Annotated in this window: 19 protein-coding genes; 14 read left to right on the top strand and 5 right to left on the bottom strand. The window is 64.0% G+C overall.

Annotation, left to right across the window (positions count from 1 at the left end):
- Window positions 1–2 precede the first annotated feature (2 nt).
- From AC3WLX_RS15590 to AC3WLX_RS15540, 11 genes are all read left to right on the top strand, one after another.
- Window positions 3–1,049, top strand: coding sequence for a flagellar hook-associated family protein (locus AC3WLX_RS15590; protein ID WP_492336612.1), 1,047 nt, complete (start codon window positions 3–5; stop codon window positions 1,047–1,049).
- 69 nt (window positions 1,050–1,118) lie between these two features.
- Complete coding sequence (gene flaF / locus AC3WLX_RS15585; RefSeq protein ID WP_492336611.1) at window positions 1,119–1,463, top strand: flagellar biosynthesis regulator FlaF; 345 nt, start codon at window positions 1,119–1,121, stop codon at window positions 1,461–1,463.
- On the top strand, window positions 1,463–1,873 hold the full coding sequence (flbT, locus tag AC3WLX_RS15580; protein ID WP_492336610.1) for a flagellar biosynthesis repressor FlbT: 411 nt from the start codon (window positions 1,463–1,465) through the stop codon (window positions 1,871–1,873). The genes flaF and flbT overlap by 1 nt, the downstream gene beginning before the upstream one ends.
- A 14-nt stretch (window positions 1,874–1,887) precedes the next feature.
- Entirely contained in the window at window positions 1,888–2,307 is a 420-nt protein-coding gene (gene flgD / locus AC3WLX_RS15575) for a flagellar hook assembly protein FlgD (RefSeq protein ID WP_492336609.1), read from the top strand.
- Window positions 2,304–2,570 carry a flagellar biosynthesis protein FliQ gene (fliQ, locus tag AC3WLX_RS15570; protein WP_025034323.1) on the top strand — a complete coding sequence of 89 codons (267 nt, stop codon included), beginning with the start codon at window positions 2,304–2,306 and terminating at the stop codon, window positions 2,568–2,570. The genes flgD and fliQ overlap by 4 nt, the downstream gene beginning before the upstream one ends.
- Window positions 2,571–2,647: 77 nt before the next feature.
- A complete protein-coding gene (gene flhA / locus AC3WLX_RS15565) occupies window positions 2,648–4,729 on the top strand; it encodes a flagellar biosynthesis protein FlhA (protein WP_492336608.1) in 2,082 nt (693 codons plus the stop codon).
- The gene (gene fliR, locus AC3WLX_RS15560; protein ID WP_492336607.1) at window positions 4,726–5,478 is read left to right on the top strand and encodes a flagellar biosynthesis protein FliR; all 753 of its coding nucleotides are present in this window, start codon (window positions 4,726–4,728) and stop codon (window positions 5,476–5,478) included. Before flhA ends, fliR begins: the two co-directional genes overlap by 4 nt.
- 7 nt (window positions 5,479–5,485) lie before the next feature.
- Entirely contained in the window at window positions 5,486–5,905 is a 420-nt protein-coding gene (locus AC3WLX_RS15555) for a hypothetical protein (protein ID WP_492336606.1), read from the top strand.
- A complete protein-coding gene (locus tag AC3WLX_RS15550) occupies window positions 5,902–6,381 on the top strand; it encodes a rod-binding protein (RefSeq protein ID WP_291622529.1) in 480 nt (159 codons plus the stop codon). The genes AC3WLX_RS15555 and AC3WLX_RS15550 overlap by 4 nt, the downstream gene beginning before the upstream one ends.
- Before the next feature lie 42 nt (window positions 6,382–6,423).
- Window positions 6,424–6,933: a flagellar biosynthesis protein FlgN gene (locus tag AC3WLX_RS15545; RefSeq protein ID WP_291622531.1), complete on the top strand. Its 510-nt coding sequence runs from the start codon at window positions 6,424–6,426 to the stop codon at window positions 6,931–6,933.
- Window positions 6,930–7,388: a hypothetical protein gene (locus AC3WLX_RS15540; RefSeq protein ID WP_492336605.1), complete on the top strand. Its 459-nt coding sequence runs from the start codon at window positions 6,930–6,932 to the stop codon at window positions 7,386–7,388. The genes AC3WLX_RS15545 and AC3WLX_RS15540 overlap by 4 nt, the downstream gene beginning before the upstream one ends.
- Before the next feature lie 310 nt (window positions 7,389–7,698).
- Here AC3WLX_RS15540 and AC3WLX_RS15535 read toward each other — a convergent pair whose 3' ends face one another.
- Entirely contained in the window at window positions 7,699–8,469 is a 771-nt protein-coding gene (locus AC3WLX_RS15535; RefSeq protein WP_291622535.1) for a winged helix-turn-helix transcriptional regulator, read from the bottom strand.
- Between the two features lie 816 nt (window positions 8,470–9,285).
- On the opposite strand from AC3WLX_RS15535, the gene AC3WLX_RS15530 reads away from it, so the two are divergent.
- Window positions 9,286–10,239 (top strand): hypothetical protein, encoded by a 954-nt coding sequence (locus AC3WLX_RS15530; protein WP_492336604.1) that lies wholly within the window; start codon window positions 9,286–9,288, stop codon window positions 10,237–10,239.
- 9 nt (window positions 10,240–10,248) lie between these two features.
- On the opposite strand, the gene AC3WLX_RS15525 is transcribed toward AC3WLX_RS15530, so the two are convergent.
- Window positions 10,249–10,827 (bottom strand): MarR family winged helix-turn-helix transcriptional regulator, encoded by a 579-nt coding sequence (locus AC3WLX_RS15525; protein ID WP_492336603.1) that lies wholly within the window; start codon window positions 10,825–10,827, stop codon window positions 10,249–10,251.
- Between the two features lie 419 nt (window positions 10,828–11,246).
- Window positions 11,247–12,113 (bottom strand): SDR family oxidoreductase, encoded by an 867-nt coding sequence (locus AC3WLX_RS15520; protein ID WP_492336602.1) that lies wholly within the window; start codon window positions 12,111–12,113, stop codon window positions 11,247–11,249.
- A gap of 143 nt (window positions 12,114–12,256) precedes the next feature.
- Here AC3WLX_RS15520 and AC3WLX_RS15515 point away from each other — a divergent pair, with 143 nt between their 5' ends.
- Window positions 12,257–13,039, top strand: a complete 783-nt coding sequence (locus AC3WLX_RS15515; protein WP_492336601.1) for an HAD family hydrolase — start codon at window positions 12,257–12,259, stop codon at window positions 13,037–13,039.
- Here AC3WLX_RS15515 and AC3WLX_RS15510 read toward each other — a convergent pair.
- Window positions 13,036–13,443: a nuclear transport factor 2 family protein gene (locus tag AC3WLX_RS15510; RefSeq protein ID WP_291622545.1), complete on the bottom strand. Its 408-nt coding sequence runs from the start codon at window positions 13,441–13,443 to the stop codon at window positions 13,036–13,038. The two genes, AC3WLX_RS15515 and AC3WLX_RS15510, sit on opposite strands and share 4 nt — an antisense overlap.
- Window positions 13,444–13,608: 165 nt before the next feature.
- Window positions 13,609–14,298, bottom strand: a complete 690-nt coding sequence (locus tag AC3WLX_RS15505; RefSeq protein WP_492336600.1) for an aspartate/glutamate racemase family protein — start codon at window positions 14,296–14,298, stop codon at window positions 13,609–13,611.
- Window positions 14,299–14,509: 211 nt separating this feature from the next.
- On the opposite strand from AC3WLX_RS15505, the gene AC3WLX_RS15500 reads away from it, so the two are divergent.
- On the top strand, window positions 14,510–16,171 hold the full coding sequence (locus AC3WLX_RS15500; protein ID WP_291622549.1) for a thiamine pyrophosphate-binding protein: 1,662 nt from the start codon (window positions 14,510–14,512) through the stop codon (window positions 16,169–16,171).
- Window position 16,172: the final 1 nt, after the last annotated feature.

Genomic DNA, 16,172 nt, shown 5'->3' with positions numbered 1-16,172 from the left:
TCATGATGAGCGCGAACTACATTTCCACCCTGATGTTGTCCTCGTCGTTGCGGTCTTCGATCACGAACAACCAGGCGGCGCTGAGCAGGGCGTCGACCGAGGCGACCACCGGACGCTTCTACGATGTCGGCCTCGAGCTCGGTGCCACGACCGGAAGCGACCTCACGCTGCGGGCGGACTGGAGCTTCGCCGACCAGCTGGTCGACACCAACGGCCTCGTCGCGGGACGCCTGGACGTGACGCAGAACCGGATTACCCAGCTCAACAAGACCGCGACCGACTTCCTCAAGGATCTGATTGCGGCCCGCAGCACCGACGGCGGCGGCCGGGTCATCCTGCCGCCAGCGTCGTCCAATCTCCAGGACCTGATCGGCGCGCTGAATGTCTCGTATAATGGTTCTTCGCTGTTCTCGGGCATCAACACGCAGAACGCGCCGATCACACCTTACGCCGCCGGCTCTGCCAGCAAGAACCAGGTCGATGCCGATTTTCTCGCGACCTTCGGCTTCGCGCAATCCTCGCCCGCCGTGGCCACCATCACTCCGGCACAGATGCAGACCTTCCTGGACACCACCTTCGATGCCGAGTTCGCGAGCCCGGCCTGGAACACCAATTGGTCGTCGGCGACGGACCAGACCATGCAAAGCCGCATCTCCACCACCGAGATCGCGGAGACATCGGTGAGCGCCAACGAGATCGGCTTCCGCAGGCTCGCCGAGGCCTACACCATGATGGCCGATCTCGGCAATGTGAACCTGAGCCAGGAAACGTTCCAGGTCGTCGTGGACAAGGCCATCGGCCTCGTCGGCATGGCGATCAACGACCTCGCTGCGCTCGGCGGCAGCGTCGGCACGGTCCAGCAGCGGGTCACCACCGCGACCGCGAAGCTCAAGACGCAGCAGGACATTCTGAACAATCAGATCGTCGGAATGGAAGCGGTCGACCCGACCGAAGCCTCGGTTCGGGTCGAGACCTTGCGGACCCAGATTCAGACGGCGCTGGCGCTCACCTCGCAGCTCCAGAAGATCAGCCTCATCAACTATCTCTGAGCCAGGGACGCCTTGTCGAGGCTCGAGACCTTCGTCCAGCTGTTCGGTCTTCCGTGAAGAGTGGTCCTGATGACGTTTGAAGCCTATGAAGCGGTCGTTGACGATAGTGGATATGAGGCGCGCACCCGCGAGCGGCAGGCGCTCAGCCTCGGCATCGACCAGCTCGAGCGGATCCAGACGGGTCATTTCAGTTTCGAGGACCTGGTCGAGAGCCTGCTCTATGTGCGGCGGCTATGGACGATCTTCATCGAGGATCTCGCCCACCCGGACAACGGCCTGCCGGACAAGCTGCGCGCCGACATCATCTCGATCGGCTTGTGGGTGGTCAAGGAAGCCGACCGTCTCCGCGAACAGCGGTCGAACGACGTGGTGCAGCTCATCGAAATCAACCGGCTGATCCGAGACGCGCTCTAATGAAGATCTCCTTGCGTGCAGGCGAACGGATCTACATCAACGGCGCGGTGCTCCGCGTGGACCGTAAGGTCTCCGTCGAGCTGGTCAACGACGTGATGTTCCTGCTCGAAGGGCAGGTCATGCAGGCTTCCGACGCCACCACGGCACTGCGGCAGCTCTATTTCATCGTCCAGCTCATGCTGATGAATCCGACCGACGTCCGCGACGCCGCGGCGCTCTACGCGCAGCATCACGCGGCCCTGTGCGCGGTGTGCGAGAACGGCGAGATGCTGGCTGGGCTAGGCGCGGTCGACGAGCTGGTCCAGGCGACGCGCTATTTCGAGGCGCTCAAGCGGATCCGCGCCTTGTTCCCGGTGGAGCAGGCCATCCTGGCCGGCGCCGCCACCGTTTCACCATTCGAGGCTGCCTGACAGCGGAGAGACACATGAACGTCACCAGCGCGACCGACAGCACCAGCAGATCCAGTTCGACCGACACCAGCTCGACGACGTCCAGCAGTACCGTCGACTACGATACGTTCCTTCAGCTCCTCATCGCCCAGATGAAGAACCAGGATCCGACCAATCCGATGGACACTGCGGAGTACATGAGCCAGTTCGCCCAGCTCTCGACGGTCGAGCAGGCGATGCAGACCAATTCGAAACTGGACGCGCTGCTGTCTTCGCAGTCGCTGTCGCAGGCCAACGGGCTGATCGGCAAGACGGTGAGCTTCACCGATTCTACCGGCGCGAGCTTCTCCGGCAAGGTCGTCTCGGTTTCCATCAACAGCGACGGCTCCATCGCGACCCTTCAGGACGGCACCAAGGTCGCGGTCGGACCGGGGCTCACGATCAGCCAGTCATGAACGAGCGGGACGCCCTCGACATCGTCCAGGCGGCGATCTGGACCATCATCGTCGCCTCCGGGCCAGCGGTCGGCGCCGCGATGCTGGTCGGCACCGTGATCGCGCTGATCCAGGCCCTGACCCAGATCCAGGAGGTGACGCTGACCTTCGTTCCGAAGATCATCGTGATTCTGCTGGTCGTTGCCGTCTCCGGCTCTTTCATCGGTGCGCATCTGTCCACCTTCACCGAGATGGTCTATTCGCGGATCGAACGCGGCTTCTGATCCGGACGACGACCTGCCACCACCCTCGCGTAAGCTTTGCGCGGCAGATTATCGATGGACCCCTCTGCCGGTGACCCATGGCCGATACGCTAGCTGCCAGCCTGCCCAATCCGCGCCGCCTCGGAGCGGACGCATTCTTCGCGGCCGGCATCGTGGCCATGCTCACGATCCTGTTCCTGCCGATTCCGCCGATCCTGATCGATCTCGGCCTCGCCTTCTCGATCGCACTGTCGGCGCTGATCCTGATGGTCGCGCTGTGGATTCAGCGGCCGCTCGACTTCTCGGCCTTCCCGACCGTGCTGCTGATCGCCACGATCCTGCGCCTGGCGCTGAACATCGCGACGACGCGTCTGATCCTGTCGCGGGGCGGGGAGGGTGAGCACGCGGCCGGCCACGTCGTTGCCGGCTTCTCGAAGTTCGTCATGGGCGGCGACTTCGTCATCGGCCTGATCATCTTCGCCATCCTGGTCACGGTGAATTTCGTCGTGATCACCAAGGGGGCGACCCGCATCGCCGAAGTCGGCGCGCGCTTCACTCTCGACGCCATTCCCGGCAAGCAGATGGCGATCGATGCGGATTTGTCTGCCGGCCTGATCGACGACAAGGAGGCCCAGCGCCGGCGGCGCGAGCTCGAAGAGGAGAGCGCATTCTTCGGCGCCATGGATGGCGCCTCGAAATTCGTCCGCGGCGACGCCATCGCCGGTCTCATCATCACAGCGATCAACATCTTCGGCGGTATCGTCATTGGCGTCACCCATCATGGGCTCACGCTGTCGCGCGCCGCGGACGTCTACACCAAGCTCTCCGTCGGCGATGGTCTGGTGTCGCAGATGCCGGCACTGATCGTGTCGCTGTCGGCGGGTCTTTTGGTCTCCAAGGGCGGCACCAGGGGGTCGGCGGAACAGGCGGTGCTGCGGCAGCTCGGCGGCTATCCGCGCGCGGTGTCGGCCGCCGCGCTGATGATGTTCGTGCTCGCCTTGATGCCGGGATTGCCGATGGCGCCGTTCGTTCTGCTCGGCGGCCTCATGGCCTTCGTCGGCTATTCGCTGCCGAGGCGACAGGCGGCGCGGGAGCGCAAGGAGGCGGCATCCAAGGCCGACGAGCGCGCCCAGGCCGAGGCCAAGGAATCCGTCAAGGAGCAGCTCAAGACCGCCGAGATCGAGCTGGCGCTCGGCGGCCATCTTTCGGTCCATCTGCTGGGCTCGCGCACCGAGCTCGCTCACCGCGTCGCCAAGATACGCAAGAAGTTCGCCAAGCAGTACGGCTTCGTCATTCCGGAGATCAAGCTCACCGACAATCTGTCGATCGACCCCAAGAGCTATCAGATCCGGATCCACGACACCCGCATCGCCCATGGCGAGCTCAGGCTCGGCGAGGTGCTGGTGCTGGTCGACAAGGACGGCAAGCCTGACGTGCCTGGCGACGAGGTGATCGAGCCTGCCTTCGGCATGAAGGCGCTGTGGGTGACGGAAGCCTTCACCGACGAAGTCAAGCGGCAGGGCTGCAAGCCGGTAGACAACCTTTCGGTGCTGCTCACGCATTTGAGCGAGGTGATCAGGGCCAACCTCGCCCAGTTGCTGTCCTACAAGGATATGCGCGCGCTGCTCGACCGGCTTGATCCCGAATACAAGCGGTTGGTCGAGGATCTCTGCCCGTCGCAAATCTCCTATTCCGGCCTGCTGGCGATCCTTAAGATTTTGCTGGCCGAGCGCGTCTCCATTCGCAATCTTCACCTGATCCTCGAGGCGATCGCCGAGATCGCGCCCCATGTGCGGCGCTCCGAGCAGGTTGCAGAGCACGTTCGCACGCGGCTTGCCCAGCAGATCTGCGGCGATCTCTCCGACAACGGCGTGCTCAACGTGCTTCGTCTGGGCAATCGCTGGGATCTCGCGTTCCACCAGAGCCTGAAGCGCGATGCCAAGGGCGACGTCGTCGAGTTCGACGCCGACCCGCGCCTGATCGAGCAATTCGCGACCGATGCCAGCGCCGCAATCCGCAAATTCACGGAGAGCGGCACCAGCCTGGTGCTTGCGGTGACCCCCGAAGCCCGCCCCTATGTCCGGATGATCCTGGAGCGGGTGTTCCCGACCCTGCCGGTGCTGTCGCACGTCGAAGTTGCCCGGAGCGCGGAGATCAGGGCCCTCGGAGCCATATCGTGATCTCCGGGCTCGCCGACAGCGTGCTGGTGACGTTCATCGTGTTCTGCCGCATCGGCGCCTGCTTGATGCTGGTGCCCGGATATTCCAGCGTCAACGTTCCGCCGCAGGTGCGTCTGTTCGTTGCGCTGGTCACCACTTTTGCGCTGACGCCGATCCTGATCGCGGTCCTGAAACCGCTCACCGACAATGCGGCGCCGCTGACCCTGGCGCTGCTGATCTGCTCGGAGCTGCTGGTCGGCAGCGTCATCGGGCTCGGCGGGCGCATGTTCTTCCTCGCGCTCCAGACCATGGCGACCATGATGGCGAGCGCCATCGGGCTCAGCAATATTCCGGGTACCCCGATCGGCGACACGGATCCGGCGCCCGCGCTGGTGCCGCTGATCATGGCGGCCGTCACCACGCTGTTCTTCATGACCGACCAGCACTGGCAGGTCCTGCGCGGGCTGATGAACTCCTACGAGGTCTGGCAGCCCGGCAACAGGCTCGGCGGCAGCGTGGCGCTCGACCTGCTGGTTGGCCGCCTTTCCGAAGCGTTCGTGCTGACGCTGCGGATCTCGAGCCCCTTCATCGTGTATTCGGTCATCGTCAATTTGGCGATTGGCCTGATCAACAAGCTGACGCCGGCAATCCCGGTCTATTTCATCTCGGTGCCGTTCGTGCTGTTCGGCGGCTTCCTGCTGCTCTACCTCACCAGCGACGAGCTGCTGACGCAGTTCATGCTCGGCGTCTCCTCCTGGCTGGCGGAGTGACCCGGTGATGACGTCGCGCGCGGACAAGCTCGGCCGGCTGGTCTCCCTGGTGAAGCTCCAGCTTCGGCTCTCGGAATGGCAGCTCGCGCAATTGCGGCAGCGGGAGCGCAGCCTGGAGGACGAGCAGGAATGGCTGGTCGGAGCCTTGAACCATGGAACGCCCCCGGCGGGATCGTCGAGCGAATCGATCGCGCGTCGCCTCAACACGACCAGCGTCGGTGCGCGCGCTGTCCAGGCAGAGGCCGCGCAGCAGCTCGACCAGGTTCGTCGCGAGAGCCGTCGCGTCAAGCAACTCGAGGAGGTCGCGAAGGCGGCGCTCGCCGACAAGCTTCGCGACGCCGAGAAGCGCTCCCTCGAGGAGATGACGGGAACAAACCCTGCCGTGCATGCGTGGACGCCACCGCCAGCCAACCGGAACAAGACATGATCGTGACAGCGACGACCGACCTCGTCCTCGACGTTCTCGAAGCCGCGGACCCCGTGACGCAGCGCGCGGCGACCGCGAAGCTCGATGCGCTGAAAGCATCGGATGCCGATTTCGCCGCCACGATGGACGCGGAAACCGGCAAGGCCAGGGCCACGACCGCCGTTCAAGCCGCGGCGAATGCCGCCGAGGCACAGTCGGGTGCAGTGAACGGGGCCCCGGTGCAGGTGATCAAGGCGCCGGCCTCCGGCGAGGTCTACCGGAAGTTCGAGGCCTTCATCCTCCAGACCTTCGTCGAGACGATGTTGCCGAAGGAATCGGAGGAGGTCTTCGGCAAGGGCACTGCCGGCGGCATCTGGAAGTCGATGCTTGCCGAGCAGCTCGGCAGCCAGCTGGCAAAGGGCAAGGGCATCGGCATCGCCAAGCAGCTCGCCGCCGCACATCCGGCGGGATCGGATGCCGGGGCGAAGGGCGGATGATGATCCGCGAACGGTTGACAGAAGTTGAGGGGTGAATTTTCTATGCAGACACAAGAAGGCGCGGCGGCCATGGCAATCGACCAGGCACTAGCCGACACCGGACTGACGCGGACAGAAGCACCAGGCGAAGCGCTGCTGCCCGTGTTGCTGCCGATCGCAGGCAACGAGGCCGTGGTCGAGGGCGCGGATGCGGCGAGATCGGATGAGATAGGCGGCTTGCTGGCCGCAATCCGCCGTCTCGCCAGTATCGTCGAGGAGGAGACGGCCGCGCTCACGACGAGCCAGAAGATCGATTTCGACGACTTCAGCGCCCGGAAGAGCCGCGGCATGCTCGAGTTCGTCCGCCTCATGCGGGCTGGGATGCATCTCGGCGGCGAAGTCGAGATCACCGAGGAGATCCGGCGGCTGCGCGAGAAGCTCGAGCGCAATCGTTCGATTCTGGAAATGCACTACGATGCGGTGCGCGAAGTCGCCGGCATCATTGTCAAGGCGATCAAGGAGGCCGAGTCGGACGGCACCTATACCGGTCGTGCAGCGCAGGATGGAAGATGATCAGGCTGGTGTTGGCCGGGCTCTGGGTATGCATCCTCACTGCGGGCACGAGCTATGCCGTCGCCTATTGGAAGGAGAAGGGCAGCCTGCTGCCGGCAAAGGACGAATATCTGGAAGGGCTGCAATATCACAAGACGCGGGCGCTGAGCGTGCCCATGGTCGAGAACGGCAATGTGCAGGGCTACATCGTCGCGCGCTTCGTCTACACCATCGAAGGGCGCACCGTGCAGCAGTTGAACGTTCCGCCGGAGCCGTTCGTCGTCGACGAGGCCTTCCGCCGGATCTATGCCGACGACCGGCTCGACTTCAGGAGGCTCGCCCGTTACGACCTTTCCGTCTTGACGACAGCCATCAAGCAGCGCGTCAACGAACGGATGCAGGGTGACATCGTCCAGGACGTCCTGGTCGAGGACTTCAACTACGTGTCAAGGGAAGAATTCCAGCAGAAGCCGTAGAGGGGGGCGGGGGCTGGACGACCAATTCAGTTCGGTCAGCAGCAAGACTCTTTCTGTCCCTCCTGCCTTGCGGGCAAGGCAATCGCATAAGGCGCTGTGCGCGACATGAACGCCGGAGTCCACCAAGACCAGCACGATGCACCCGGTTCTCGTCCCGAGGCCCGCCGAGGGCGGGCGTCTCGAAGGATGGCCGCGCGCGAAACCGCTTCCAGATAGGACACCTCGCCTTTTGGGTGAGGCTCACAAGGCTCGTCATGCCCGTGGAAAGGAGTGATGGCCGGGACAAGTCCGGCCATCACGCTGTGGACCGTCAGGCGCCGGCCGGGTAGGCCGCCGGAGCGGCTTGCGCCCTGTTCAGGAGGATGCCCACCTCATCAAGCTCCTGCAACGGCTCCTCGAGGGGCTCGCCGGCCGGGATGTTGAGGCGGTATCCGACGTAACGGCGGGCGACGATCGCGTCGAACCCGAGGCGGTCGCGGAGCTTCTTGCGCAGCTTGCTGACGTGACTCTCGATCACGCTCTCGTCGAAGGTGGACTCGAAGAGGCCGTAGATCGCGTTGAAGATCTGCGTCTTCGTGATCCACTTGCCGTGGTTGGCGACCATATATTCGAGAATGCGCAGTTCGCGGCGGGGGAGGGTGAGGGCGTGGCCGGCGATCTCGGGGTCTCGGCCGTTGAAGAAGACCTGGATCCTGCTCTCGCAGGGCCTCGGCAGTTCGCCCACCCGGCGCCGCGCGATCGCAGCCGTTCGGGCCAGGATCTCACGCAGGTGAACCGGCACGTGCACGACGTCGTCGACACCCGCCTCAAACAGCTCGAGCGTGTTCTTGAGCATCCTCTGGCCGCTCATGGCGATGATGGGAGCCGAGGATCGCTTGCGCATGGCTCGCGGCAGGCTTCCACGGCCATCGCAGTCCCCGAGGAGAAAGGCGTCCACCGCAGCCAGATCGGATTCACTCGCAGATTGCAGCCAATCCCAAAATTCCCCGGAGGAGAAGCCGATCGACGACACGCCTTCGCGAACCAGCCCTCCGACGTAGCTGTTTGCGACGCTCTCGCGATCATCAACGATAATATACATCAGTCTTTCGCCCCTGTTTCGCACTTGTTGCGGCCGGCTGGTTGTTGTGATGCCCCGGCTCGGCAACGATGCTGTTTGACGACATTCCATCCCGCGAACCGTTGTTGTGGTTTCGATATTCGCGGGCAGCCCTACGCGTTCAGTGCCTGCGTCTCGCAGGCCTGTGACTTCAACTCGATACTGAAACGCTTACTGTGTGGGGCTCGGCGGGTTTGTTACGGACCACCCCGCGGAGCGGATTGAGAAACGGACCTAGAACAGCTGCGCCGAATTGCTCATCGCGTCCAAACACTGCTGAACCGTGTCGCTCACCTCGCCGACTGGCGAGAATCACTTGAGTAGGACCGTAACAATTGCCGAATCCCGATCAAGCGCGTGGAAGAAAGCGATTGCTATACGTGCTTGATGCTGTTGATTCGTTTCGGGTTGTTTCTGATGTATTCAATCGCATCAGTTGATTTGGATCGCGAACTAGTTTTGCACCCTAATGGTTGTATAGTTCCGCATCCCCGTAGGATTACAGCTATTTCGGGTGGTGCCCCCGGTCGGGTACATTGACGCATCTTCAATCTGAAATTGACTTCGGGGCCGACTTTTCCACGTGCGGCAATTCGACTCATGTCGCGCGAGGACTCGAGCTTGGTGAAAACTTGGCGAGTGTGTGTCTTTCGAGTCGCACTATCGCCACGTGCATGACGCGATCGACTCGTGAGGCGGCGCATCGTGCGATGAAAAGTTTCGATGCGCACGTTTCAGGCAAGCTTCGGCAAATAACGTCATCCTTCGACAGATCGAACCCGAACGGAGCATCTTCACATGTTGTCCGATGGACAGGCTCGTCCCAACGCGACCGCGGATGCTTCAACGGCGGCGAAGCGGGGACCGGAGGCGAGCGATACTAAGGACGGCTCGACGCGGACGGCCACGCCTGCCGCAAGCGCAAAACGTGTATCGGCCGCGTCGAGCGACGAAGCTCTCGCAAAGGAGGCACTCGAGGGCTTGAAGCGTATTCGTGCCAAGGCGCGCCTCGACAAAATGGCGATCCCGAAACCTGCCCCGGCAGTGATCAAGCCTGCCGTGATCGTGGCAAAGCCGCCGCCACCTCGTCCGACATGGGTCGCGCCGCTCGCAACTCTGGCAGCCGCTGCCATGTTGGTGGTGTGCGCCTGCACCGGCGTGATCGCCTATCTCACCACCCAGCCCGCGCAGAGCAACGCTGCGTCTTCGGTGGAGATCAGGAATTTGCGCGAGACCGTCGCGCAACTGCGCAAGCAAATATCGGGCGTGTCCGAGAATCTGGACGGCTTGCGTACCGCCGTCGATCAGTCGAGCAAGGTGACGAACGATCGCTTCGGCCGGTTTGCCGAGAACCTGGACCGGATCGAGCGGGTGAGCTCGGCCTCGACGGCGAAGCTCGACAAGCTCGCCCAGGTGCAAGCCCAGGCTTCCGCGCCGGCAGCGGTGCAACCGCAGCCCGTGCCTCAGCAAGGGCCGATGATGGCGTCGGCCGCCGCGCCCGAATTCACGGGATCGGTCCCTGCGCCCGAGCGCGCGTCGCCGCCGCGCAAGACGATCAAGGGCTGGTCGGTTCGTCAGGCCTATGATGGGATCGCGATCCTGCAAGGCCCGAACGGCGTCATCGAGGCGGTGCTGGGACAACAGGTGCCGGGTCTTGGCCGCATCGAAGAGATCAGGAGCGAGAACGGACGGCTAGCGGTGGATCTCAGCGGTGGTGGCGTGGTCTATTCTTCACGCAAGGCCACGCCTTGATCGCGTTCCTTAATGACGGTGATGCTCGAAGCTGGTGCATAGCAGGTCGATCTCGGCCTCCGCGATCGGCGCGCGAAACAGACGGCAGCTGAATTCGAGGGTTGCCTTGACGTCCGTGGTGCTACGATCTTCCCGCAGGAAGATGCACCGCTTGCAGACGTCGGTGTGGTGCCGCTGCTCGGCGGCATCCGAATGGTCCAGCACGTGCCGGAACGTGTCGCGGAAGCGGATCTTGACGTCGTCGTCGAGAACGGCGATCGCTTCGACGAGAACGTTGACGGGATCGCGCGTCAGGAACTTCTTGCCCTGCTGGGTGATGCTCAGCATCACCGACCGCTTGTCCGTAGCCGAGCGCTTTCGCTCGAGATAGCCGAGCCGCTCGAGCTCGCCGATGATGAACGAGGCAGTGCCACGCGTCGTGCCGACATAGCTCGCCAGCGCCGACGGCGTTCGGGAAAATCGGTTGGCGCGAGAGAGGAAGCGCAACGCCATCCATTCGCGGTCGCGCAGGCCGTGCTTGGTGCCTTCAAACCACAGGATTCGTGCAACTTGCTCCAGCAGTTCAATCGATTCACGGGCCAACTTCATTTCAATTCCAGGTCGATAAACGCTTATTCAATTGGCTCTAAACGGCACAGTGAATGAACGAAAATGAAACCCGCTCGCGCGCTCCGTCGGCGGCCATCGCGCGTCGGTGGAAGAGCTTCTCCGTTTCCGGTGATGAAACTTCCGGCCGTGGAACTAGGGTGTCACAAAGAAAGGCCGAGTAAATTGCACGCACCGGATCATCTGAAAATTTCACTCAAATGGCGACGGTCTGCGCACTGATTGGCGAGGAGATGCGATAGACGAGCAAGATGATGTGTCGTTGCGGCGCCGTGATTGCCATTTGTTGTGCAGAGCCTGTCGCGCGTGCGAACAGGCGCAATCACCGCGACACCGGGGCCGTCGGATCGCCCGCAAAAGAACCGGCTTTCTCGGTTAATGGATGTTGCGCTGCAATGCAGCTAGACGGTTAAGTCGCGCGCGCCATCTGCCCCTGCACGCCACAGCGCGTCCAGACCGTGCCGATAGGTCGGGTGGACGAGCGTAACGCCGAGCTCCCGTTTCAATTTCGCATTGGATACGCGGGCGCTGCTGGCATAGAAGCTGCGGGCCATTACCGACATCTCGGCGGTCGCGAACACTTCTTCGGGCGGCGGCGCGACGCCCATCAACTGCGCGGCATAGGCGATCACGTCCTGCGGCGGCGCGGGCTCGTCGTCGCAGACGTTCCAGATGCCGCCGCCTCGACGATGGACGGCGGCCATGATCGCACCTGCGATGTCGTCGACGTGGATGCGGTTGAAGATCTGTCCCGGCTTGACGATGCGCCGCGCCGTTCCCGCGAGCAGCGTCGCCAGCGCGTTGCGGCCAGGACCGTAGATGCCGGCAAGCCGCAGGATCGCCGCATCGCCGCCCGTCGCATCCGTCCAGGCCTGCTCCGCGGCGATCCGCATGCGGTTGCGATCGAGCGTCCCTTGCGGCGGCGTGCTCTCGTCGACCCATGCACCACCGTGGTCGCCATACACCCCGATGGTGGAGAGATAGACCACCTTGCGGCGGCTCCCCTGCAGCATGTCGCCGAACGCCGCGATCGCGGGATCGCCGGCGCTCCCGGGCGGGATCGACACCAGAAGCACATCGGCCTCGCGAACCCGTTCCACCGTTTCGCGCCCTGAGGGCTCGCCGGAAAAGGCGTGCACCTCGAGGCCGGCGAGATCGTTCCGCTGCGCCGGATCGCGCACGGTGCCGGCGACGTGCGAGAAGCTGCTGCCGTGTCGGCGGACGAAGTGCCGGGCGCTGTAGCCGAGGCCGAGGATGAAGAGCCGCATGCGTCTCCCGTGCAGGTCGAGTCCCCACGCACAACGTCGCGCGCCTTTTGCTCATAAAAGATTTTTGGGTCCGGCAAAAGATATTGCGATTTGTCTCGCCTCCCGCCTCCGGCGATGGTCGCCTGGCACAGGGAGGCACGACCATGCAGGCAGACGCGCTCGCTCAGGCGCCAGTGGATGCCGCCGATCTGATCCGGCGCGCGGCTGCGCTGATCTTCGATGTCGACGGCACCCTGGCCGAAACCGAGGAGCTGCACCGGCAGGCCTTCAACCATGCCTTCGCCCGCCACGGTCTTGGCTGGGCATGGGACCGCGCGGTTTACAGGGATCTGCTGCGGGTGACGGGCGGCAAGGAGCGTATGCGCGCCTACCACACCAGTCTGGTTGCTGCCCCGCCATTGTCGGACGCGGACATTGCGGAGCTTCACCGCGTCAAGACCACGCATTATGCCGGGCTGGTCGAGACCGGCTGCTGCCCGTTGCGGCCGGACGTGGCGGAGCTGCTGGCAGATGCAAAGGCGCGTGGCCAGCGGCTTGCGATCGCAACCACCACCTCGCACGTCAATATCGATGCGCTGCTGTCGCAGGCGCTGGGGACGGGCTGGGCTGCGGACTTCGACGCGATCGTCGCCGGCGACGACGTCAGGCACAAGAAGCCCGCGCCGGACGTCTATCTCGAGAGCCTGGCGCGGTTGCAGCTGGAAGCGCACGACTGCGTCGCGATCGAGGATTCCGGCAACGGGCTGATGGCGGCCTCGCGCGCCGGCATCCCGGTCCTGATCACGCGCAGCATGTTCTGCCGGGATGACGACTTCACCGGGGCCCGGGCCGTGTTGGAGGATCTGTCGGAACTCGGCAGCGCCAACCAAAAACTGAAAAACAACCCCATGCACAGTAGATCACGCCGGCGTGATCGCGGTGCTTAGTGGACGCGGTGACTCGTTCTATCGTCCTCGGCCTGCTCGACAATCTGCGCGATCGGGCTCGACTGATGGTGCACCAGGCGCCAGTCGTCGCCGACGCGGCGAAAATGATTGGCCGCGGCCAGGGCGGTGCCGTCGACGATCTCGATGCAGAGCACGCGCGCGCTGTCGCCGTCGACGATGGCCTGCGGCTCGGCGCAGACGATCTGCGGCCGCTGCGGATCTTGCAGGATGTCGCGCCAGCTGCCGATCACGGTGGCGCGGCCGATGATGGCCGGCCAGCCGGGATGGATGCAGGAAATGGCGTCGTCGTCCGCCCACATCCGTTCCATGCCGGCAAAGTCGCCCGTAGAAAACGCGGCGTAGAAGGCCGCGTTGGCGGCAATGACCTTGGTGTCCTTTCCCATCGCTATCGGGTGGGGCAAGGACCGGGAAAAATCAAGCGCGACTTCCGTCGATTTTGGCCGCAGTGCAGCATTCCAGATGGAATTCCAGCCGATACCACGGTCACCTCCCCTTATCGCGCGGGCCAGGTCGACCGGCACAACGCCGGCCCCGCGCGCCTGGACGGATCATCCGATCGCGAAATCGGCGGCGGTCTCGGCGTGGATGGCCGTGGTGTCGAACGTTTCGACCGAAGTGTCGTCCGGGCCGACCAGCATGGTGATCTCGGTGCAGCCGAGGATGATGCATTCGGCGCCGCCGGCGACCAGGGCCGCCATCACCTCCTGGTAGCGACGGCGCGAGGCATCGGTAACGATGCCGAGGCAGAGCTCGTCGTAGATGATGCGGTTTATCTCCGCACGTTCGCTTGCGGAGGGGATCAGGACGTCGAGATCGTGCGCGCGCAGCCGGTCGATGTAGAAGTCTTCCTCCATCGTGAACTTCGTGCCGAGGAGTCCGACCCGTCGATATCCCTTTGTCCGGATCCGCTGCGCCGTGGCGTCGCCGATGTGGATGAACGGAACGGTCACGCTCGCCATGATCTCCGGCGCCAGCTTATGCATCGTGTTCGTGCACAAAACGATCGCACGCGCGCCGGCGTCTTCGAGGCGTCGTGCGACCTCTGCAAGGGTGGCCGCCGCCTCCTGCCAACGGCCGCCGTACTGCATCTGCTTGATCTCCTCGAAATCGTAGGAATACATCAAGAGCGGAGCGGAATGCAGCTTTCCCATGCGATCCCGAACCCGCTCGTTGATGAGCTTGTAGTAGAGCGCGGTGCTCTCCCAGCTCATGCCGCCGATCAGGCCGATGGTTTGCATTCCGGTGCTCCAGGCGAGTTGGTTCGGTCGGATCGTAGACGAAGATCGCACAGCTCGCCATCAGGGCCGCCGCACGTGCTGTAGTGCAAACAGCAGGGACTGGCATGACGCCTGCGCAGGCTGCGAGAAGCCTTTCGATCTTGCGCGCTCTCGCGGCCTGTCCTACCCAGTTCCCGAAATAGAGCAGCGCCAGAGTCTCGAGGGAGCCGACATGACCATCCGCAACACCCGCACCGGGGGCCAGATCCTGATCGATCAGCTCGTCGCGCAAGGCGTCGAGCGCGTCACCTGCGTGCCGGGCGAGAGCTATCTGGCGGCGCTCGATGCGCTGCATGACAGCCCGATCGACGTCGTGATCTGCCGCGCCGAGGGCGGTGCGGCCATGATGGCGGAGGCCTATGGCAAGCTCACGGGCCGGCCCGGAATCTGCTTCGTCACCCGTGGTCCCGGCGCCACCAATGCCAGCCATGGCGTCCACATCGCGATGCAGGATTCGACGCCGATGATCCTGTTCGTGGGTCAGGTCGACACCGGCATGCGCGAGCGCGAGGCGTTTCAGGAGCTCGACTACAAGGCGGTGTTCGGCTCCATGGCGAAATGGGCGGTCGAGATCGATCGTCCCGACCGCATTCCGGAGCTGGTGGCGCGCGCCTTCCGCGTCGCGATGCAGGGCCGCCCCGGTCCCGTGGTGATCGCGCTGCCGGAAAACATGCTGACCGAGACGGCCGCCGTCGCCGATGCAATGCGCATCGAGCCGGCGGTGAGCTGGCCCGCGCCGGCCGATATCGAGAAGCTCGGCGCGATGCTTGCGTCCGCCAAGGCGCCGCTCGTCATCCTCGGCGGCTCGCGCTGGACCGAGGATGCCACCAAGAGCATCGCCCGCTTTGCCGAGCGCTTCGACCTGCCGGTTGCGACCTCGTTCCGCCGGGCTTCGCTGATCGACGCCGACCATTCGCATTATGCCGGCGATCTCGGCATCGGGCCCAGCCCGGGCCTGAAGGCCCGCATCGAGAATGCCGACGTCGTTCTCCTCATCGGCGGCCGCATGTCGGAGATGCCGTCCTCGTCGTACACGCTGCTCGACATTCCCAATCCGAAGCAGAAACTGATCCATGTGCATCCAGGCTCTGAAGAGCTTGGCCGCATCTACCAGCCTGATCTGGCGATCCAGGCGACCCCTGCCGCGTTTGCTGCCGCGGTCGAGACGCTGAAGCCTCCGGGCGCGGTGGCGTGGAAGGGCGAGGCCGCCAAGGCGCACGCCGATTATCTCGCCTGGACAGAGAAGGCGCGCGAGCTGCCGGGCAGGTTCCAGTATGGCGAGGTGATGACCTGGCTGCGCGACCGTCTGCCGAAGAATGCGATCGTCTGCAACGGTGCCGGCAATTATGCCGGCTGGATCCATCGCCATCACCGCTTCCACAGCTTTGCCGCGCAACTGGCGCCGACGTCAGGCTCGATGGGGTACGGCGTGCCGGCTGGCGTCCTGGCAAAACGGCAATATCCTGATCGAATCGTCGTCGCCTTTGCCGGCGACGGCTGCTTCCTGATGAACGGTCAGGAGTTCGCGACCGCCGTGCAATACGATGCGCCGCTGATCGTCATCATCGTCGACAATGCGCAATACGGCACCATCCGCATGCACCAGGAGCGCGACTATCCTGGCCGGGTCGTCGGCACCCAGCTCAAGAACCCGGACTTCGCGATGTATGCGAAGGCGTTCGGCGGTCATGGCGAGCGCGTCGAGCGCACCGAAGAATTCGCGCCGGCGTTCGAGCGCGCGCTGGCCTCGGGCAAGCCGTCGATCCTCCATTGCATCATCGATCCCCGCGCGATCTCGGTCGGCAAGGATTTCACGCCCGCGGTGAAGGCGTAAG

Source organism: Bradyrhizobium sp. FW305-F6 (genome assembly GCF_058782905.1).
This window is presented reverse-complemented; position numbering and strand designations above follow the sequence as displayed.

Coding starts and splice junctions, on each gene's coding strand:
- AC3WLX_RS15590 (WP_492336612.1), top strand. CDS start 3: ATGATGAGCGCGAACTACATTTCCACCCTGATGTTGTCCTCGTCGTTG.
- flaF (WP_492336611.1), top strand. CDS start 1,119: ATGACGTTTGAAGCCTATGAAGCGGTCGTTGACGATAGTGGATATGAG.
- flbT (WP_492336610.1), top strand. CDS start 1,463: ATGAAGATCTCCTTGCGTGCAGGCGAACGGATCTACATCAACGGCGCG.
- flgD (WP_492336609.1), top strand. CDS start 1,888: ATGAACGTCACCAGCGCGACCGACAGCACCAGCAGATCCAGTTCGACC.
- fliQ (WP_025034323.1), top strand. CDS start 2,304: ATGAACGAGCGGGACGCCCTCGACATCGTCCAGGCGGCGATCTGGACC.
- flhA (WP_492336608.1), top strand. CDS start 2,648: ATGGCCGATACGCTAGCTGCCAGCCTGCCCAATCCGCGCCGCCTCGGA.
- AC3WLX_RS15555 (WP_492336606.1), top strand. CDS start 5,486: ATGACGTCGCGCGCGGACAAGCTCGGCCGGCTGGTCTCCCTGGTGAAG.
- AC3WLX_RS15550 (WP_291622529.1), top strand. CDS start 5,902: ATGATCGTGACAGCGACGACCGACCTCGTCCTCGACGTTCTCGAAGCC.
- AC3WLX_RS15545 (WP_291622531.1), top strand. CDS start 6,424: ATGCAGACACAAGAAGGCGCGGCGGCCATGGCAATCGACCAGGCACTA.
- AC3WLX_RS15540 (WP_492336605.1), top strand. CDS start 6,930: ATGATCAGGCTGGTGTTGGCCGGGCTCTGGGTATGCATCCTCACTGCG.
- AC3WLX_RS15535 (WP_291622535.1), bottom strand. CDS start 8,469: ATGTATATTATCGTTGATGATCGCGAGAGCGTCGCAAACAGCTACGTC.
- AC3WLX_RS15530 (WP_492336604.1), top strand. CDS start 9,286: ATGTTGTCCGATGGACAGGCTCGTCCCAACGCGACCGCGGATGCTTCA.
- AC3WLX_RS15525 (WP_492336603.1), bottom strand. CDS start 10,827: ATGAAGTTGGCCCGTGAATCGATTGAACTGCTGGAGCAAGTTGCACGA.
- AC3WLX_RS15520 (WP_492336602.1), bottom strand. CDS start 12,113: ATGCGGCTCTTCATCCTCGGCCTCGGCTACAGCGCCCGGCACTTCGTC.
- AC3WLX_RS15515 (WP_492336601.1), top strand. CDS start 12,257: ATGCAGGCAGACGCGCTCGCTCAGGCGCCAGTGGATGCCGCCGATCTG.
- AC3WLX_RS15510 (WP_291622545.1), bottom strand. CDS start 13,443: ATGGGAAAGGACACCAAGGTCATTGCCGCCAACGCGGCCTTCTACGCC.
- AC3WLX_RS15505 (WP_492336600.1), bottom strand. CDS start 14,298: ATGCAAACCATCGGCCTGATCGGCGGCATGAGCTGGGAGAGCACCGCG.
- AC3WLX_RS15500 (WP_291622549.1), top strand. CDS start 14,510: ATGACCATCCGCAACACCCGCACCGGGGGCCAGATCCTGATCGATCAG.